This window comes from candidate division WOR-1 bacterium RIFOXYB2_FULL_36_35, assembly GCA_001771505.1.
In the GTDB taxonomy this organism is placed as follows: Bacteria; Margulisbacteria; WOR-1; order XYC2-FULL-46-14; family XYC2-FULL-37-10; genus XYB2-FULL-36-35.
In genome coordinates, this window is sequence record MEUA01000009.1 from 1 (window position 1) to 18316 (window position 18316).

Consider the following 18316-nt stretch of genomic DNA (forward strand, 5'->3'; position numbering starts at 1 on the left):
TAATGGGCGAACAGCCCAACCCTTGGAACCTGCTCCAGCTCCAGGATGCGACGAGCCGACATCGAGGTGCCAAACCGCATCGTCGATATGAACTCTTGGATGCGATCAGCCTGTTATCCCCGGGGTAACTTTTATCCGTTGAGCGATGGCCATTCCATTCAGTGCCACCGGATCACTAAATCCGACTTTCGTCCCTGTTCGACATGTACGTCTCACAGTCAAGCTCCCTTATGCTTTTGCACTCGACGCACGATTTCCAACCGTGCTGAGGGAACCTTTGAACGCCTCCGTTACTCTTTAGGAGGCGACCGCCCCAGTCAAACTGCCCACCTAACTCTGTCCCTAATTTTTCACAAATCAGGTTAGAACTCCAACGCTACTAGGGTGGTATTCCACTGTTGGCTCCACCCCGACCTAAGTCGAGGTTTCATAGCCTCCCACCTATACTAGGCAAGCTGCATCGAAATCCAAAGCTAAGATACAGTAAAGCTCCACGGGGTCTTTCTGTCCTGATGCAGGTAGGCCGTGTCTTCACAGCCATACCAATTTCACCGAGTCTCTCTCCGAGACAGCACTCCTGTCATTATGCCTTTCGTGCGGGTCAGAACTTACCTGACAAGGAATTTCGCTACCTTAGGACCGTTATAGTTACGGCCGCCGTTCACTGGCGCTTCGGTTTGTATCTTGATATAATCTCAACACGCCCCTTAACGTTCCAGCACTGGGCAGGCATCAGCCCCTATACATCCCCTTGCGGGTTTGCAGAGACCTGTGTTTTTGATAAACAGTTGCAGGAGTCTAGAATCTGCGTCCCAACGTAAAGTTGGGAACCCCTTCTTCCTAAGTTACGGGGTCATTTTGCCGAGTTCCTTAGAGAGAGTTATCTCGCGCGCTTTGGCTTATTCAGCCTGTCCACCTGTGTCGGTTTGTAGTACGATCGTCTGCAACAATGAATTAGGCTTTTCTCGTCAGTGTGAAGTCAATCACTTCTCCCTTGCTTGCGCTCAGGATCGATTCATCCCAAATTACTTCAGGACAAAAACCACAATCCACTAAGTGGCTGACCTATTCTCCTGCGTCCCCTAAAACATTAACGCTGCAGGCGGTTACGGAATATTAACCGTATTGCCATCGCTTACGCCTCTCGGCCTCAGCTTAGATATCGACTAACCCTGGGAGGACGAGCCTTCCCCAGGAAACCTTGGACTTCCAGCGGACGGGATTTCCACCCGTCTTTTCGTTACTTATGCCGACATTCTCACTTCTGTTTCGTTCATCCAGACTCACGTCTGAACTTCAACCTACAACAGAACGCTCCCCTACCACAATTCCCTCGGTAAACCGAGAGAACAATCCGTAGCTTCGGTGTTAAACTTGAGCCCCGTGTATTTTCGGCGCAAAATTCCTCGATCAGTGAGCTGTTACGCACTCTTTAAAGGATGGCTGCTTCTAAGCCAACCTCCTGGCTGTTTTTGGAATCTCACTTCCTTAACCACTTAGTTTAAACTTCGGGACCTTAGCTGACGGTCTGGGCTGTTTCCCTTTTGAGCACGAAGCTTATCCCTCGCACTCTCACTCCTAAGCAATGACTTTATAGTATTCGGAGTTAGCAAGAAGTTGGAACCCCTTTCGAGGCCCTAGTTCAAACTGTACTCTACCCCCATAAAGATAAACTTAAGGCTGGCCCTAAAACCATTTCGGGGAGAACCAGATATCTCCGAGCTCGATTAGCTTTTCACTACTATCCTCAAGTCATCGGAAGATTTTTCAACATCAACCCGTTCGGGCCTCCCCACGATTTTACTCGTGGTTCACCCTGCTCAAGGATAGATCGCTTCGGTTTCGGGTCTACAACTGCAAACTAAATCGCCCTTTCAGACTCGCTTTCGCTACGCCTCGGGCTAAAAACCCTAAAGCTTGCTTGCAACTGTAAGTCGCCGGCTCATTCTTCAATAGGCATGCTATCATCCCGACATAAAGCCGGGACTCTAACTGCTTGTAGGCACATGGTTTCAAGTTCTATTTCACTCCCATTCCTGGGTTCTTTTAACCTTTCCCTCACGGTACTAGTTCGCTATCGGTCACTGCATAGTATTTAGCCTTGGATGATGGTCCACCCTGATTCCCTCGGGATTTCACGTGTCCCGAAGTACTTGGGATACCACTAGACTCTTTAAACCTTTCATTTACAGGACTATCACCTTCTATGGTTCCGCTTTCCAGCAAGATTTAATTAGGTTTCAAGATATCATATCGTGGTCCCGCAACCCCTCCCCGATAAATCGAGAAGGTTTAGGCTCTTTCGGTTTCGCTCGCCGCTACTACCGAAATCTCAATTGATTTATTTTCCTCAAGTTACTTAGATGTTTCAGTTCTCCTGGTATCGCTTCCCGACGTAAAGTCGGGATACTAAGACATTACTCTTAGTAGGTTTCCCCATTCGGAAATCCCCGGATCAAAGCTACTTTGACAGCTCCCCGAGGCTTATCGCAGCCAGTCACGTCCTTCATCGCCTTGCAGTGCCTAGGTATCCTCCATGAGCCCTTAATTATGTTCGGACAAGAATAAATTCTCGTATCATTTCATTACCTGTGTTCTCTATCTACATCTTATATTCAATTATCAAAGAGCTATGCCATGATGGCTATCAAGTGTAAGTTTGAGTGTGAATCTTTAGTATTTAGTATGAAAATTTAATATATAATACTCTAACTACTAATTACCCACACTCACACTAACTACTCAAATGGAGCCGAGGAGGATTGAACTCCTGGCCTCCTGGATGCAAACCAGGCGCTCTCCCAGCTGAGCTACGGCCCCACCAAAGTGTGAGCTTGAGTGTGTCTTTAATCTTTAGTAAATATATAAATGTACCTTGTGCTAACTACTAAAGACTCACACTCACACTAACTACTCAAATGGGCCAAGGTGGAGTCGAACCACCGACCTTACCCTTATCAGGGGTACGCTCTAACCAACTGAGCTATTGGCCCAATTTTAGCTGAACAAGACCCTAATTACTATTAATAATTATAATCAAACATCACTAAAATCAATAACTCAATTGTTCTAAATAAGTAGGTTTGGGCAAATACAACCATTTGTTATCTATAAATAAATAACAACCGACCTAGAGTAAATAAGCTTAATCAAAAAATTTTGACAAACTTATCATAATTCTCCTTAGAAAGGAGGTGATCCAGCCACACCTTCCGGTACGGCTACCTTGTTACGACTTCACCCCAGTCATCAGCACCACCTTAATTCCGACCAAGTCGAAACTTTGGGTGTTTCTGACTTCCATGGTGTGACGGGCGGTGTGTACAAGGCCCGAGAACGTATTCAACGCAGCGCGTCTGATCTGCGTTTACTAGCGATTCCAGCTTCATGCAGACGAGTTGCAGCCTGCAATCCGAATTGAGCTATGCTTTTTGAGATTTGCTCCACCTTGCGGATTTGCTTCTCTTTATACATAGCATTGTAGCACGTGTGTGGCCCTGGGCATAAGGGCCATGATGACTTGACCTCGTCCCCACCTTCCTCCTCGTTATCCGAGGCAGTTTCGTTAGAGTGATCGACTTAACGTTATCAACTAACAATAGGGGTTGCGCTCGTTGCGGGACTTAACCCAACATCTCACGACACGAGCTGACGACAGCCATGCAGCACCTGTCCCGCTTTCCCGATAAATCGGAATCGTTACCCTTTCAGGTTTCTACTGGCGGGATGTCAAACCCAGGTAAGGTCCTTCGCGTAGCATCGAATTAAACCACATGCTCCACCGCTTGTGCGGGCCCCCGTCAATTCTTTTGAGTTTTAGCCTTGCGGCCGTAATTCCCAGGCGGTTCACTTAACGCGTTAGCTGCGGCACTCAAGGGGTCGATACCTCGAACACCTAGTGAACATAGTTTAGGGCTAGGACTACCGGGGTATCTAATCCCGTTTGCTCCCCTAGCTTTCGCGCCTCAGTGTCAGAAAAACCCTAGGAAGCCGCCTTCGCCACTGGTGTTCCTTGCAATATCTACGCATTTCACCGCTACACTGCAAGTTCCGCTTCCCTTTGATTCTCTCTAGTAATGCAGTATCAAATGCAAACAACGGTTGAGCCGTAGCCTTTAACATTTGACTTACAAAACCACCTACGCGCGCTTTACGCCCAATAATTCCGGATAACGCTTGCCACCTACGTATTACCGCGGCTGCTGGCACGTAGTTAGCCGTGGCTTCCTCTGAGGGTACCGTCAATATCGTCCCCTCTGACAGTGTTTTACATCCCGAAAGACTTCGTCACACACACGGCGTCGCTCCGTCAGGCTTTCGCCCATTGCGGAAAATTCCTCACTGCTGCCTCCCGTAGGAGTATGGACCGTATCTCAGTTCCATTGTGGCTGATCATCCTCTCAGACCAGCTACCCGTCATAGCCTTGGTAAGCCTTTACCTCACCAACTAGCTGATAGGCCGCAAGCCCATCCTTAAGCCCCTTGCGGGATTTAGTTAAAAAAACATGTGTCTTCATAACCACATCTGGAATTAGCCCACCTTTCGGCAGGTTGTTCCAGTCTTGAGGGTAGGTTACTTACGTGTTACTCACCCGTCCGCTACTCTCCCCCGGCAAGCCGGGAGATCGTTCAACTTGCATGTGTTAAGCACGCCGCCAGCGTTCATCCTGAGCCAAGATCAAACTCTCAGTAAAAGTTTGTTGACTCTAAAAAAACAAAACAAAAAAATTTGGTTGCACTCGCACCAAACTCTACTTACTTAGTTGTCAAAGATCAAATTTAAAACTCACAAAAGACGAAAAAACCCTACTCCCTTTCTTGGGTATTCCTTAGGGTTTTTATCTTCCTGAATCCCACTTAGAGGAAACGTTCCTCTTTTGCTTTTTAAGCATACCATAATCTTATTTTTTGTCAAGTGGGTTTTTGTCTATAAAAAGATTCATTATGTCATATGCTACAAAACAATTAACCCCTATTATCATAAACGGGGTTAATTGTTTTACACTAGAATTAAACTTCAATCCTTTAATGTTTTTATTTTTTTAAAATGGAAAAACGCTCGAAACACTATCCTGCATATCTAATTTTTGAAAAACTAACTCACAAATGTTATAATTTAAAAATCATGGAATCTCGAACACAAAAAATATTGTCCGGCATTATCAAAAATGGAAAAGTTTCAAACGCTTATTTATTTACAGGGGGAGACAACCAAACAAAGTTTGACATGGCGATAAATTTTGCATCGCAACTAAATTGCTCAAATCAAATAAAACCTTGCAATCTTTGTCTTCACTGCGAAAAAATTAAAAAGAACAAACATCCAGATGTAATAATAATAGAAAAAGACGGAAACTCAATAAAAATAGAACAAATAAGAAATATAAAAAATCTAACTAAGTACGGGCCCAGCGAGGGAAATTGGCAGGTTATAATTATTACTGAAGCAGACAAAATTACAACTGAAGCCGCAAACAGCTTTTTAAAAATCTTGGAAGAACCCGCAAAAAATGTTGTGTTTATATTAATCAGCAATCGAGAAGGGATTTTGCCAAAAACAATTTTATCCCGTTGCCAAAGAATTATCTTCGAAGATACACTTCCTGCAGACCCAACGCCACAAGCAAAAGAAATAGCAAGTAGGATAGAAAGTGAAAATTTTAATTTTATAGAAATATCCGAACTGCTTGCGGACAAAAAAACAGCGGCAGAAATACTTCAGGAAATTTTTTCAATTTATGTAACCGCCCATAAAGTAAAACAAGCAAAAATAATATTAGAAACTTTAAAAGGAATGGAGCGCAATGCAAACCATAAATTAGCAATTGACGCTCTTTGCATAAAATTATGGAACAAAAACTAGCAATAAAACTTAGAAAATTTAACCGGATATGCCCTATCAAAGGCTATAATACTGAAAACATTAAAGTAGGCGCCCCTGTTATCATAAAAACAGATCGTGGAGAAGAATTTGGGACAATAATAGCCTTTGCAAAAAATCTTCCAAATGCTGAATCTGATGTCAAGCTTAAAAAAGTTATCCGATACGCAACATCGGAAGATATAAAAACAGTTAACTCTCTCTCTAATAAAGAAGCAAAAACATATCAATTAGCTTCTCAAAAAGCTACAGAATATGAACTTCCTATAAAAATTATTGAGGTTGAACATTTATTCGACTCAAAAAGAATTAGCATCTACTATAAAGTATCAAAAGACAAAAAAACTCCAGACCTAAAATCTTATCGCAAAGATTTAGGAACTAGCCTAAAAGCAGAAATTATCATGAGATCCTTAACGCCCAGAGACGAAGCAAAATTTATGGGGGGGCTTGGCCCATGCGGGAGAACCCTCTGTTGCGCCTCTTGGCTTCAAAAACCAAAACATATAACAGTAAAAGCCGTTAAAGAACAAGGATTTCAAATATCGCCGACCAGAACATCAGGAATATGCGGACGGTTAATGTGTTGCTTTGAATATGAAACAACACAAGAAAATAAGGATGTAAAAAAATGAATGATTGTCTCTTTTGTAAAATAATAAACAAACAAATTCCAGCTGAAATTTTAGTTGAAAATGAAGATGTTCTTGCCTTTAACGATATAAATCCTCAAGCGCCAATTCATATTCTTGTAATACCCAAAACACATATAGCTTCTATCTCCCAGGTTAAAAAGGAACACTCTCAAATCATTTCAAAGATCATAAAAACCATTCAAAATATTGCGCAAAAAACTGGTATAATAGAAAGTGGTTTTAGAGTTGTTGCAAACCATGGATCAGATGCGGGACAAGCCGTAGATCATTTACACTTCCATATTCTTGGTGGAAGAAAAATGCAATGGCCTCCCGGGTAATAATCGATAAAAAGATTAATAAGGATGGTGAGATAAAAAATGACAAAAATTAATGTTTCAGAAAATGAGTCTATAGATAAAGTTTTAAAAAAATTCAAAATGAAAATGCGGCGCGAAGGCATAATCGACGAAATAAAAAAACGGGAATTTTATGAAAAGCCTAGCCAAAGACGTCGCAAAGAAAAAGAAAAAGCAAAAAGACGGGAACAAAGACGTCAACACGAAGAAGATTGAAAATCCTAGATAGATATTTATTTAAAGAGACAATATCTCCCTTTCTCCTTGGAATAATAGGTTTTGTATTGGTTATGATTGTCGACCTGCTTTTTACATTCGTAGACCTAATTATTAATAAAGGGATCCCCTTTCCTTCTGTTTTGCTACTGATGCTCTATAAGCTTCCTTATATTATGGTTATGACTTTTCCAGTAGCTACGCTTTTCGGAATTGCCATGGCAATGGGAAGAATGGGGAAAGACAATGAACTTTCAGCGCTGAGAACTTCTGGCATCTCTTTTGGCAGAATAGTGTTTCCAATTATTATTTTCTCAATTATAGTTTCAGCTATAGCCTTTTTTACCAACGAAAAACTCGTCCCTTTTGCCAATCAACGTTCCCAGGAAATAATCCAAGAAATAGTTTTAAAAAATCCATTGCCTGAAATAAAAGAAGATGTATTTTTTAAGGACGCTTACAACCGCTATTTTTATGTAAAAAAAATAAACAATCAGGATAAAACATTAGAAAATATCATGGTTTATGAATTAGCAGGAGAGATAATTCCCAGAGTAACAACAGCGAAAAAAGCCAAAATAGAAGGATTAAAAATAACATTATATAACGGCAATATTCACAAGTTTGATGATGAAGGCCGCTTATCCTATGAAGCCTCTTTTGAAGCAATAGAAATGAATTTAAATGAGGATCCTTTAACTATTTCCGCACAAAAAACCCCGGAGCAAATGAATTCTATAGAACTTATTTATAAAATAAATCAGCTAGAAAAAAGCGGAGTTAGTACAAACCCGCTTAGAACAGACTATTTGATGAAGTTTTCTGTTCCGTTAACATCTTTTATTTTTGCTATTATTGGATTGCCCCTTTCCCTTCCTACTATAAAAAGCGGCCGCACATGGGGAATGATGCTTACAATAGTTATCATGTTTACTTTTTATGTTTTCGCCTCGGTTTTCAGATCTCTCGGGCGAGGAGGAATTGTTGATCCAATTTTAGCTGCATGGACGCCGCAATTTCTTTTTGGTATATTAGGAGTTGTCTTACTTTATAGAGAGGTCAAATTTAAATGATTGCCGAACTTGATTTATTATCCAAAGAATTGCAAAAACAACCTAGAAATCCTGAGCTTTTAAGAAACCTGGGAAAATACTACTTAATAAACGGATATTATAAACAAGCAAGAGAAGAATATAACCTTGCAAAACTATTTTCTCCTCAAATTATTTCAGAGATTATACTTGATCACGAAGAATTAGCAACGTCAAAACCATTTGACACACAAGTTAGGCTGTCGCTAATAAGTTTTTATTTAGCGGATAATGATCTTGATATGGCAATTTTAGAACTTGAAGAATTGATAGAGCTTGATCCCTTAAATTTACAAGCTTATAATCTTTTAGGTAAAATATACATTAAACAGGAAAAAATAGACTTTGCAATGAATCTGTTGGAAAAGGCCCTCAAACTCGGGGTAAAAGATATTTCAATATCTGAAATGCTGGCTTCTGTGTACTTAGAAAAAGGAAGACTTGAAGATGCCATAGAATTTTATGAAGACCTCCCCTCTGATAAAAAAAACTTGAGGATGCTTGCTGAGCTATACCAGCGAACCGAAAATTATGAAAAATCCGCAGAAAAATATTTTTTAATGTATGAAGACGATCCTGAAGTTTCATCAGAAGTTATACATCGTTTAGAAGCTTTGTTGCTTAAAAAAATAGATTCTATCTCCATAAGAGAATTATTATCCATAACATATTGCAAGTCTTTAAGGCCCGAATCAGCCATAAAAAAATTGATGGAAATAATAAAAATAGATCCAAACAAAGCAGATGATGTCATAAGCAAATTAAAAGATATATTAAAAAACTATCCTATTCATCCGGAAGCAACTCTCTCTTTGGCGGAAGTTTTATCATTAAAAGAAAATTACAGTGAAGCAATTGAAGAATATTATAAACTGATTAAAAGCAATCCTGATTACCAGACTAAGGCTGTTGAGGGTGTGAAAACCATCATAAAGAAATATCCTAATCAGTTTTTGGCCAGACAATTTTTAATAGAAAATTATCTTAAAGATGACAACTTTGTTGAAGCCTCAAAAGAGATAAAATCCCTGCTTGACATTTACCCTGATTCTGCAGAATGGGTTATAAACAAAAGTAAAGGTTTGATTAAACAAAGCAATGAAATGCGGGAATGTTTAGGTTATGTATATCTCTCAAAAAATGATTTTTTCAGCGCGAATGTTGAAGTTGAAAAAATTTTAAAGCTCAACAACCAAAACAGCCAGGCATTAATTCTTCAGGCAGAAATTTTTTTAAGGCAAAAATTGTGCAGCAAAGCAAGAGAATCCCTTCATAAAGCATTAAAAATATCGCCTTATGATACAACCATACATGAAAAATATAAACAGGCCAGGCTTAAAGAGATTGAACTTGAAACTGAACAACTAAAAAAACGGATTGCCGAAGATGAATGGAAATTATCTCTACACTTAGATTTAGGAAAACTTTACATAGAACTTGAAATGAAAGAAGATGCCATACGCGAACTTCAAGCAGCAAGTAAAGACACACAAAAAGCCGCCTATGTTTACTCACTTCTTGGTAATTTCTATCGTTATGAAGGCCTTTATGATCAATCGGCAGATGCTTTTAAAAAAAGCTTACAATTTATTTCAGAAGAGTCAACCGATTTACAGAAAAAAACAAGATTTGGACTGGCGTTAACCTATGAAGCACAAGGCAATATCCGTTCAGCAATAAGAACGTTGGAAGAAATTCAACAAGAAGATATAGATTACCCTTATGTAAAATATAAAATGCAGTTTTTGAGAAAAACAAGTTTAGGCGCGCTGCAAAACAAAAGTTTTGTACTTATTATAAAAGATCTGGGAAAAATGGACTTTTTGGGCATGTGGGGACAAGAATTAAAACGCGGTATCAGTAAACAGGCTCTCTCAGTATCTTTCGGACAAAATTATAATAATAGCGGCTTGGAATTTTTTATGAAAGGGATGTCATCTACAGCTGAAGAAGAATTTGCTCTAGCAGTACAACTTGATCCAAACTACGTTGCGGGCCTTAATAATTTAGCCATAACACAAATAATCAACAAAAAAAACTCGGAAGCTTTAAATAATTTACGCAAAGCCTTTGAATTGGAACCCGCATCCCCCATTGTTTTAAATAATCTCGGACTAATCTTATTTTTAAATAATTCGCACAATGAAGCAAATTATATTTTAAAAAAAGCGCTGGAATTAAATCCCAACCTTCCTGCTGTTAAATTGAACTTGGCTGATCTATTTTATAAGACGGGCAAAGTAAAAGAAGCCTTGGATCTTTATAAAGAAGTAGAACAATCTGAGATAACATATGAGATAGCCCAAAAAAGATTATTATACAAAATTCCTTAAACTGCTTTTACGTATGGTATTCGTGCTTTTCTAATGGGTTCTTCGCCTGCAGAGCAAGCTCAAGAGCAAGATTAACAGCTTTCCTGGGCGTTTTAACATAATGCATCTTATCATCAAACTTACCGTTATGATGGATAAATTTCCAGGTTTTTAACCCAACTAGAGGAATTCCATACCCCAAGGTAAAAGCAATTTCTGAAAGAGTGCCATAACTCCCCCCCACTGCAATAACTACATGGCCTGATTTTACGACCAGTTTATTTCTCGCATATCCGATGCCTGTAACTATAGGATAATCAATATAAGGATTAGCATCCTCTCTCTTGCTTCCAGGAAGAATACCGATCGTCGTCCCCCTCCCCATTTTTGCCCCTTTGCAAGCATATTCCATAACTCCTTTTAACCCGCCACAAACCAAAACCGCACCGGCTTTAGCTATTTCATAACCCACTTCTTCCGCCAGTTTTGCTATATCCTCCGAAGCATGGCTCTCTCCAATTACCGATATAAAAATTTTCTTTTTCATAATTTATTTATGCTAACATAATTCAAAAAGAGATTCAATAAACCCCGATTATGATAATCGGGGTGAAATTAATGCAGATATATTAAGAAAAAGAGATGTTAGATTAGCTAGTGTCAAAAATATTATTATTTTAACTATGTTTTTCCCGCGCAAGCAGGAATTCATGTTTTCTTAGTAAAATCAGATTATGTAAAAGAATAAAAAAACGAATAAAGACAATGATTATACAAAATAATAAAACTACGTTAGTTTCACCGTCGATAAAAAGGCCTCTATTTACAAACCCGGAAACAAAAATCCTTGAATATTTAATAAAAAATAGGCCCGCTCATCCGCAAAAAGTAATATTAAATACCTCTCCCCTTGAAGATTTGGATGAAACAGCAGCACATATAACTGCAGCCGCACTACAAAAGCTAGGCTACATAGATATACAGGCTGTCATTGTAAATTTATATCCAAGTGAAAAAAGAGCCATGGTCGCGCACCAAGAACTTGCTCTTTTAGGGTTACATAATATTGCTATCGGCAAAGGATCCAATATAAGGGGAAGAAAAGTCTTAAGAGATGATGAATTTGCTGAATTAGAAACAAATATCCAGCCACACTTTGAAGAAGCAACAAACCTCATGATGAACATACTCATAAACAACATATCTTACGATCAAAGAGTAACATTATACGCACTTTCTGCCATGACAGATTTTGCTCAATTATTTAGCGGCCCCCTATCGCAATATCCAGGGTTAGCAAATAGAAAAATTAAAGAAATAGGACTAATGAGCGGAGTTACAACTGATAAGTTTGGAAACTTATTACTAAGAAGAGAATTTCTTACTCCAAACAAAATTGCATCAAATAACACCTTTGACTACGCATCGGCACAATTACTTTACAAAAAATTACAAAGACAAAACATACCTACTTCAACATTATCCAGAGATGGCGTTTATCCTGTAGCTTTGGATTCTTCCATTTTCGAAGAATTGGGAGAACATCCCCTTGTCAGTAGAATGAAAGATATGAGAAAGAATCTCATATCTTCTTTTTTTCGATCAGCTCTTGCTCCCGTTGGAAATCAATATCGGGGAACATGGGATGAAAGCAAGGATATAGACTGGTTTTTACATTCTCCACTCGCAAATCTTGGAGCATACGAAGGAGAAAAAACACTTACAGAGGTTGTTTCAGATTTAGAAACAAAAAGAAAAGAATACGATAAAACCTATCCCGAAGATCCCGACATCTCTTTTGATGAATTCTGGAAATATGCAAGTGCAACCTATGGAGAAACAGTTTACAAGAGTGCAAAGTTAGTCCCTTTTTATGATCCGCTACAAATACTAACTTCCATTGATCCGTTAAAAAATTTATTTTGCCCAAAAATAGTAAATATAAGAGGTATAGAACATAAAATTATAGGTCTCTCATCAAAAGAGAGCGGCATTTTAAAGGCGGAAGAGATTAAAACAACGCTCTCTGCTGTTTTAAAGATGGGACTATGTTAACCCCGATTATCCAAATAGGGGTAAATACATGGGAAAATTTCCAACACTCTGCTAGAATTCTGTTCGTCTATGAACCCCGATTTCCTAATCGGGGTAAATAATCGGGGTTAAATATTTTGAACAGCTTCAGCCAAAGCGGCTTTCAATCTAGGCTCATTTTCAGACAAAACATCAAACCCTTTATGTGCTTCAGCTGTCTCTTTTAATTTTCTAAGGAGAACACGATTTGCAATCTCTTCGTCAGAAATACTACGAGCAGGACGATCTCTATGAACAGAATCCCCAGTTAAAGCAGCTTCTATCTCTTTTTTAATTTTAGATTTCTCTTTAGTAGAATTAATTTCTCCTCTTACAACTTCCACAAAAGCAGTTAAAACTTCCTCACGGGAAAGCGTCTGAGCCCCTTCTTTACTCATTAGTGACCAATTAAGGGGCAAAATGCCGAGAGCAGCTTGCATAGATTGAGATGACGTAAAATACCCCAAAATCCTGTCAGCCCAATAATTTATATTATTCCGCAGATCAGAACTTTCCGTGGTAAGCCAATCTTCTTCAGGCTCATTATCATCAATTAATCCAGCATCTATAAGATCAAAAATAAAATATTGTTCCCCCTCTTTAATAAACTCGGCAACTTTCCCCTTCAATTCATCAATATTAGGTTTTGACACAGGCCCGCCTTTACTTTTACCTTCTTTCATCGCCTGCATTAAACCTTTTGGACTAAGCTGCTTTCTTGCAAAAAAGACAAGCGCTTTTTCAATATACAGGTCAATTATCGCCTCTTCAGACAAACCCTCTATTTGACGATTAAGGTCATCTCTTGCTTTTCTTTCAAACCTTCCAAGATAATCCCTAACCGGAGCAAAAACTACGCCTGTTTCTGTATAAGCGCCGCCAAACTTTTTAAGTGCAGCAATATTGCCTTTCACTGCTTGAACAATTTCTTCGTCACCAAAAACAGCGTTTTTCTCCTCATAGGAAAGTGACCCTTTTAAGTGAGAAACAATTTCAAACGCAGATAATTTTCGCCTGTCTACAAAATCAAACATCCCTTGAACAAGGTTATACGCTGCTTTGTGATGAGCCCCATTTATCTCTGATGCAAGCAAAAGAACCAATGCCGAACCATATAATATGCCCAAATCACCGGCAAGCCCCCACATATGACGCGAGTGTTCATGGGAAACAACACTATTAACACCATCTGTAATATAACAAGCACGCATAGCTGGAAGCAAAGATTTAGGAACCCCTTCTTTAAAGAAAGTTTTTAGCCCATCAAGAACAGAATCTATTTCGTCTGCCACACTATGCGCTAGGCTTAGATAATTTCTAATATCCTCTGGGTTATAATTGTCATCTTTACGTGTAGTTCTTATGCTATAAGCGCCAAAATCAGCAGAGTGTCTAATTTTTCGTTCTTCTTCATCCAATCTTATCAATCCATTTCTTACAGATAGATCAATTTCTTCAAAAGTGAGTAAACGAAGATTATAAGCATATGTTTCTAATTCTTTTATAATATCTTCAGGATTATTATTAAAAAAATTCAAAAAAAGCAGAGCTTCATCCAATTTATTTCCTCTAATTATAAAGTTACGAATCCCTTTCTCCCCCTCAGCTCGTATCTCCTCAGAACGTTTCTCATAACGCTCCTTACCGCCAAAAGCAAGGGTTGCAGCACCAGCCCCTCCTATAACTTGAAGTAGAGACCGTCTTGTCAATTTCATTTCGTCTCTATCTTCCCGCGCACTCTTTTCTCTCAGATAATCATTCAGTCTATATCTAGTCGTAAAATGTGAATTTCTATGCCCATTAATCATATCCACCAGATTTCCATAAAACAAAAAGAGGGCAGTCGCGGGTAATCCTATGGCCGTAGCTATAGCTGTCTGCCATCCTGTACTTACATTCCCTTCTGTCCAATGAAACGTGAAATTTGCAGCAAACTCATCGGAATTTTCTTTTAACCAATCAACAGACCCAAGCTCCCCTTCTAAAAGTTTCAGGTTATTATCTCTGAAATGCCCAACTGATCCTAAAGCTTTTCCATAATATGTATTTATATCCCCAAGATATTCGGCATTAATATTCCTCATATCCTGGTCTATATTTATTGTCTCTTCGCGGTCATGATGACGCGTTACCGTTCTATACTTAGTAACACAAGTACTATTGCCATTACTATCTCTACTACAATCCTGATATGATTCTTGATGATCCGTTTTCCACTCAACACGGACTGTGCGGGTAAACAAAGAATTGTGACGGTTAAACAGCTCCCCCGCTTTACCGCTTACAATCTGCATGGCTGCGTAAAAAGTCTCTAAAGCTGCCCTTGTATCATCTGCCGGCCTATATAAATCTGAAGTTATTTCTGTTGTCTTCTTTGGTTGCGCTGTATCTACAACTGTTGTAATAGTAGCAAGGGTAGCTCCAATCCCCGCCATTCCAAAAAGTAATCGCCTTCTATCAAGAGGGGTTGTCTTTTCCGGTTTAAAAAATGAAGTAAGTGAATCTATCGCAGTTCTGGGTTTAACAAAAGTATCCCTATTAATTCCAACCATAAAATAATTCCTCCTTAAAACAAATCAAAACCTCTATTTCTTTCGTACTAAAATATCAGAAATTTCAATAAAAAGATCCCCCCTTTAGAAAATTCTACGGACATGGTGACCCCCCTTACTTCTGGTTGAAATTTCAAAAAAAAAAAAAACGATATATATGTATAAAAAAGGAGAAAAAAACATGCCAATAAAAGTACCTCCACATTCTGTTGCTCTAGTGAAAAGAGGCGAAACTGCTTTACAGCCCAAAATAACATTCGCTCATAAAAGAACAGTTGTTTTAAAATTGGGGGATTTAATTGGCGCTTTTAATTCTGACCATTACTACATTGAAGCCTTTACACATAAAGAGATTGAACACTATGCTTCAAGATTATTTTATATTCTTCCCGCCCTTGCGTCACTACCCTTGGAGAAATTGAATGAGTTAACTCCAGAATCATTACTTTTTCAAACATTACTTCCTTCAATTAATGAAGCTGTTAAACGTCGCTTTTTAACAGAACAAAAAGGCTTGCCATCTAATGAATCTAAAAGAACTTATCAAACCAGCTCCCCAATCTCTACAATTGCATTACGTCCACTGACATGCAGAGGGGCAGAATTTTATACAAATGTTAATATTGTATGCCAAGTGCCATCAGATCCCTCATTGCCCATCTTAATTTCTGAAGTATTTGTTGATGGCAGCGAGACTGGGAAGCCAGGTGTCTCTTTTGAAATCTCTGACAAAGAAACAGCCTTTGTAAAAACGCCACGTGCCTTTAAGTCAAAAATAGGAACTTTAGGTTATCACCCAGCTCAATTATTGGGTTCAATGATTAGGATGTTAGCTCCAGAAGACCCAGCTTTTGCTCCATATAAGCTTGTAACAATAGATTGTTCACAGTAAAATCAGGAATCAATCCCGATCATCATGATCGGGGATTGAAATCCCTTCTGGTATAAATAATTGGGGTTAATTGCCTAAAGACAAAAGCATATCCAAAGTGGCTTTTACTGATTGATTGTCTGTGTTTATAAAATTAATTTTTATGCCCTTAAAGTTGCTTTTTATGCCAGAAATGAATTCGTCTGCCCAAGAAGGAGATAAAACATCTACTCCATCAAAATCTAATGTAATTTCTTTCATCTCTTTTGGAAAAATATATGCTTTTGCCGCAGAAAAAGCTTCTCTCCCATCAGGCCTTGACACTAATATCTTTCCGAATTTTTTTATCTCTATTTTCACAAATTACTCCTAATACTTAATTATAGCAATACAACCTTTTATATTAAAGCTATTCTCAAAGAATTTAATTTCTTTATTTGAAATCGAAACAGCCCCCGTTCCAGACTGAAACCACAAAGAAAAACCGTTATTTTGCATGGCTGATGAAACAAATTTGAGACCGTTCCCCCGTCGTTCCGGACTTCTGCCGGAAATCACCCTAGTAAAAGCAATCTCTAATGCCTCTTTATCACTTTTAATTTCGGGAACAATTCTGCTTAAAGTCGCTCTAATCCCCTGACCTCTATCCGCAAGAATTACAATTTTTTCAGCACTCAATACTTTAAATAGGAGCCCAACAACATCGAGCCATGAACCTAAATTATGGTCAAAAGAATTATTCCCTATTTCACCAGCAACAGCTATAAGTAAAGAGTCTTTTGTTTCAACATAAAAATTATCCAGTTTAGCCTTAAAAACATCTCTCGTCTGACACTGAAAAACATTATCATAAATTGATGTCTTTTCCTGTTGAATCCATTTAAGAACATTATCAATTTCTTTATTTTTTAACGATTGAATGTCCATTTTTTTATTATACAACAATTCCCCTAAAAATTGCATGAAATTTCAAAAAAAAAAACGATAAAAATAAAAGAGGTGTTGAGGTATGAGTATATTATTGGGAGAAAGTTTAAGAATTGCAGGAAGAATAAACATGAGGAATCTAAGTTTTAGCCAGTTACGCCGTCAGCCGGTATTAGACATGAAAGTAAGCGAACTTGGAGTTATTAGAAAATTTAGGGGAAAGGAGTTGCAAACTTTTTTAATGAATCTTGTAAGATTCAGTACAAGAAGTGAAGTAAGGAAATTTGCTTCACATGCATTACATGAAGAATGCGATGCAGATATTTTTACATATTTATCAAGAGTTTTAAACGATCCGCCAAAAGAAGGAGATCGAGTCCCTATTCTCTCGCATGCAAAGTTAAAGAGAATGTTAAGAGAGTAAGTACCTACGATCCCAACTCAAAGAACTTACTTTGGCTAAAGATTGGCATACTTTTAAGGCAGGGCAAACAATAATTTTAAATGGATTTAATATTGATAAAATTACATTAAAGTCCCAAGTTTAATTTCTCTTGAAGAAAGCAAAAGTATAATATTCTTACAATACCACCTTGCCAAACTCCGCTACTTTGAGAAAGAGATTTGCTCCAGAATCTGATTTTTTTTAAATCTCTCCTCTTCGCAATTTTTCCGCAAAGACCTTGTTCTCTTTTGGCATAAAATAATAAAGAAATCGGTTCATCTTTTCAAGCCATTCAAGTTTTTGCTGGGCTGAAAGTTTTTGGTATTCTTTTGCTTTTTCTCTAGAGCACACATATGTAAATCCTTTTTGGGAACCCTTATTTTTTGCCATATTTTTTCAAGGCCTCAATATCAGCTAAATCTTGTGTCCTGCCTGATATTTCTTTTAATTTAATTAAATCGGGAATAGACGCGACCGAAACATTAATTCCCCATGCTTTTGTTTTCTTCCTTCTCTTATAAGCTTGCTCAAAAGAGATATAATTTTCAGTCATAATATCTATGGTAATATACGGATTGTCAGGATGTATAAAAGAAAAAACCTGCATATTTTTTTCTTTTTTCCATTCTTTCAATTTTTTTGAATCCGCCAGATCGGAAGCTTGGACAGGAATTTTTGGTTTTAGACCTAGTTTTTTCGTAATTTCAACAAATTTTTGGACATTCTTTTTTTCCATGGCAATAAGCATATCGATATCGCCTGTCGCCCTTGGAATTCCATGCAAATTGACTGCAACTCCCCCAATAAGCAAATATTTAATGTTTTCTTCATCCATTTCTCTGAAGATATCCTCGTAGTATAAATAAACAGGTATTTTTTTCTTATAATCCATTTTTTTATTATACAACAATTCCCCTTAAATCGCCTGAAATTTCAAAAAAAAAAAAAACGATA

Annotated in this window: 15 protein-coding genes, 2 tRNA genes and 2 rRNA genes; 9 read left to right on the plus strand and 10 right to left on the minus strand. The window is 38.2% G+C overall.

Annotated features, from left to right (window positions below; all coding sequences use genetic code 11):
* The 4 genes from A2290_02100 to A2290_02115 form a co-directional block, all read right to left on the minus strand.
* Positions 1 to 2555: ribosomal RNA gene (locus A2290_02100) — 23S ribosomal RNA — on the minus strand; the annotation flags it as partial.
* Positions 2556 to 2747: 192 nt separating this feature from the next.
* Positions 2748 to 2820: transfer RNA gene (locus A2290_02105), tRNA-Ala, on the minus strand.
* Positions 2821 to 2919: 99 nt separating this feature from the next.
* Positions 2920 to 2993, minus strand: a tRNA-Ile gene (locus A2290_02110).
* A gap of 187 nt (positions 2994 to 3180) precedes the next feature.
* Positions 3181 to 4691: ribosomal RNA gene (locus A2290_02115) — 16S ribosomal RNA — on the minus strand.
* A 434-nt stretch (positions 4692 to 5125) separates the two neighbouring features.
* Here A2290_02115 and A2290_02120 point away from each other — a divergent pair.
* Genes A2290_02120 through A2290_02145 form a run of 6 tightly spaced genes read left to right on the plus strand, consistent with a single transcriptional unit; the run spans position 5126 to position 10515 of the window.
* Complete coding sequence (locus A2290_02120; GenBank protein OGC16403.1) at positions 5126 to 5863, plus strand: hypothetical protein; 738 nt, start codon at positions 5126 to 5128, stop codon at positions 5861 to 5863.
* Positions 5836 to 6516: a hypothetical protein gene (locus A2290_02125; protein ID OGC16404.1), complete on the plus strand. Its 681-nt coding sequence runs from the start codon at positions 5836 to 5838 to the stop codon at positions 6514 to 6516. Before A2290_02120 ends, A2290_02125 begins: the two co-directional genes overlap by 28 nt.
* Complete coding sequence (locus A2290_02130) at positions 6513 to 6857, plus strand: histidine triad nucleotide-binding protein (protein ID OGC16405.1); 345 nt, start codon at positions 6513 to 6515, stop codon at positions 6855 to 6857. The genes A2290_02125 and A2290_02130 overlap by 4 nt, the downstream gene beginning before the upstream one ends.
* Before the next feature lie 39 nt (positions 6858 to 6896).
* A complete protein-coding gene (locus A2290_02135; protein OGC16406.1) occupies positions 6897 to 7091 on the plus strand; it encodes a 30S ribosomal protein S21 in 195 nt (64 codons plus the stop codon).
* Entirely contained in the window at positions 7088 to 8164 is a 1077-nt protein-coding gene (locus A2290_02140; protein ID OGC16407.1) for a hypothetical protein, read from the plus strand. Before A2290_02135 ends, A2290_02140 begins: the two co-directional genes overlap by 4 nt.
* On the plus strand, positions 8161 to 10515 hold the full coding sequence (locus A2290_02145) for a hypothetical protein (protein OGC16408.1): 2355 nt from the start codon (positions 8161 to 8163) through the stop codon (positions 10513 to 10515). Before A2290_02140 ends, A2290_02145 begins: the two co-directional genes overlap by 4 nt.
* A gap of 7 nt (positions 10516 to 10522) precedes the next feature.
* On the opposite strand, the gene A2290_02150 is transcribed toward A2290_02145, so the two are convergent.
* A complete protein-coding gene (locus A2290_02150; protein OGC16409.1) occupies positions 10523 to 11041 on the minus strand; it encodes a TIGR00725 family protein in 519 nt (172 codons plus the stop codon).
* Between the two features lie 218 nt (positions 11042 to 11259).
* Between A2290_02150 and A2290_02155 the strand changes: the two genes are divergently transcribed.
* The gene (locus tag A2290_02155) at positions 11260 to 12549 is read left to right on the plus strand and encodes a hypothetical protein (GenBank protein ID OGC16410.1); all 1290 of its coding nucleotides are present in this window, start codon (positions 11260 to 11262) and stop codon (positions 12547 to 12549) included.
* A gap of 107 nt (positions 12550 to 12656) precedes the next feature.
* Here the strand turns inward: A2290_02155 and A2290_02160 are convergent, their stop codons facing one another.
* Positions 12657 to 15119: a hypothetical protein gene (locus A2290_02160; GenBank protein ID OGC16411.1), complete on the minus strand. Its 2463-nt coding sequence runs from the start codon at positions 15117 to 15119 to the stop codon at positions 12657 to 12659.
* A 181-nt stretch (positions 15120 to 15300) separates the two neighbouring features.
* On the opposite strand from A2290_02160, the gene A2290_02165 reads away from it, so the two are divergent.
* Entirely contained in the window at positions 15301 to 16011 is a 711-nt protein-coding gene (locus A2290_02165) for a hypothetical protein (GenBank protein OGC16412.1), read from the plus strand.
* Positions 16012 to 16077: 66 nt separating this feature from the next.
* On the opposite strand, the gene A2290_02170 is transcribed toward A2290_02165, so the two are convergent.
* Both A2290_02170 and A2290_02175 read right to left on the minus strand, forming a co-directional pair.
* Positions 16078 to 16350: a DUF4325 domain-containing protein gene (locus A2290_02170; GenBank protein OGC16413.1), complete on the minus strand. Its 273-nt coding sequence runs from the start codon at positions 16348 to 16350 to the stop codon at positions 16078 to 16080.
* A 9-nt stretch (positions 16351 to 16359) separates the two neighbouring features.
* Positions 16360 to 16917, minus strand: a complete 558-nt coding sequence (locus A2290_02175) for a hypothetical protein (GenBank protein ID OGC16414.1) — start codon at positions 16915 to 16917, stop codon at positions 16360 to 16362.
* An 82-nt stretch (positions 16918 to 16999) separates the two neighbouring features.
* On the opposite strand from A2290_02175, the gene A2290_02180 reads away from it, so the two are divergent.
* Positions 17000 to 17341: a hypothetical protein gene (locus tag A2290_02180; GenBank protein ID OGC16415.1), complete on the plus strand. Its 342-nt coding sequence runs from the start codon at positions 17000 to 17002 to the stop codon at positions 17339 to 17341.
* A 222-nt stretch (positions 17342 to 17563) separates the two neighbouring features.
* Here A2290_02180 and A2290_02185 read toward each other — a convergent pair whose 3' ends face one another.
* Together A2290_02185 and A2290_02190 are read right to left on the minus strand one after the other, a co-directional pair.
* On the minus strand, positions 17564 to 17752 hold the full coding sequence (locus A2290_02185; GenBank protein OGC16416.1) for a hypothetical protein: 189 nt from the start codon (positions 17750 to 17752) through the stop codon (positions 17564 to 17566).
* Complete coding sequence (locus tag A2290_02190) at positions 17739 to 18254, minus strand: hypothetical protein (GenBank protein OGC16417.1); 516 nt, start codon at positions 18252 to 18254, stop codon at positions 17739 to 17741. The genes A2290_02185 and A2290_02190 overlap by 14 nt, the downstream gene beginning before the upstream one ends.
* Between the last annotated feature and the right edge of the window lie 62 nt (positions 18255 to 18316).

What these genes read in the sequence shown, in the direction of transcription:
- A2290_02120 (OGC16403.1), top strand. Translation starts at nt 5,126, where the DNA reads ATGGAATCTCGAACACAAAAAATATTGTCCGGCATTATCAAAAATGGA.
- A2290_02130 (OGC16405.1), top strand. Translation starts at nt 6,513, where the DNA reads ATGAATGATTGTCTCTTTTGTAAAATAATAAACAAACAAATTCCAGCT.
- A2290_02135 (OGC16406.1), top strand. Translation starts at nt 6,897, where the DNA reads ATGACAAAAATTAATGTTTCAGAAAATGAGTCTATAGATAAAGTTTTA.
- A2290_02145 (OGC16408.1), top strand. Translation starts at nt 8,161, where the DNA reads ATGATTGCCGAACTTGATTTATTATCCAAAGAATTGCAAAAACAACCT.
- A2290_02150 (OGC16409.1), bottom strand. Translation starts at nt 11,041, where the DNA reads ATGAAAAAGAAAATTTTTATATCGGTAATTGGAGAGAGCCATGCTTCG.
- A2290_02155 (OGC16410.1), top strand. Translation starts at nt 11,260, where the DNA reads ATGATTATACAAAATAATAAAACTACGTTAGTTTCACCGTCGATAAAA.
- A2290_02160 (OGC16411.1), bottom strand. Translation starts at nt 15,119, where the DNA reads ATGGTTGGAATTAATAGGGATACTTTTGTTAAACCCAGAACTGCGATA.
- A2290_02165 (OGC16412.1), top strand. Translation starts at nt 15,301, where the DNA reads ATGCCAATAAAAGTACCTCCACATTCTGTTGCTCTAGTGAAAAGAGGC.
- A2290_02175 (OGC16414.1), bottom strand. Translation starts at nt 16,917, where the DNA reads ATGGACATTCAATCGTTAAAAAATAAAGAAATTGATAATGTTCTTAAA.
- A2290_02180 (OGC16415.1), top strand. Translation starts at nt 17,000, where the DNA reads ATGAGTATATTATTGGGAGAAAGTTTAAGAATTGCAGGAAGAATAAAC.
- A2290_02185 (OGC16416.1), bottom strand. Translation starts at nt 17,752, where the DNA reads ATGGCAAAAAATAAGGGTTCCCAAAAAGGATTTACATATGTGTGCTCT.
- A2290_02190 (OGC16417.1), bottom strand. Translation starts at nt 18,254, where the DNA reads ATGGATTATAAGAAAAAAATACCTGTTTATTTATACTACGAGGATATC.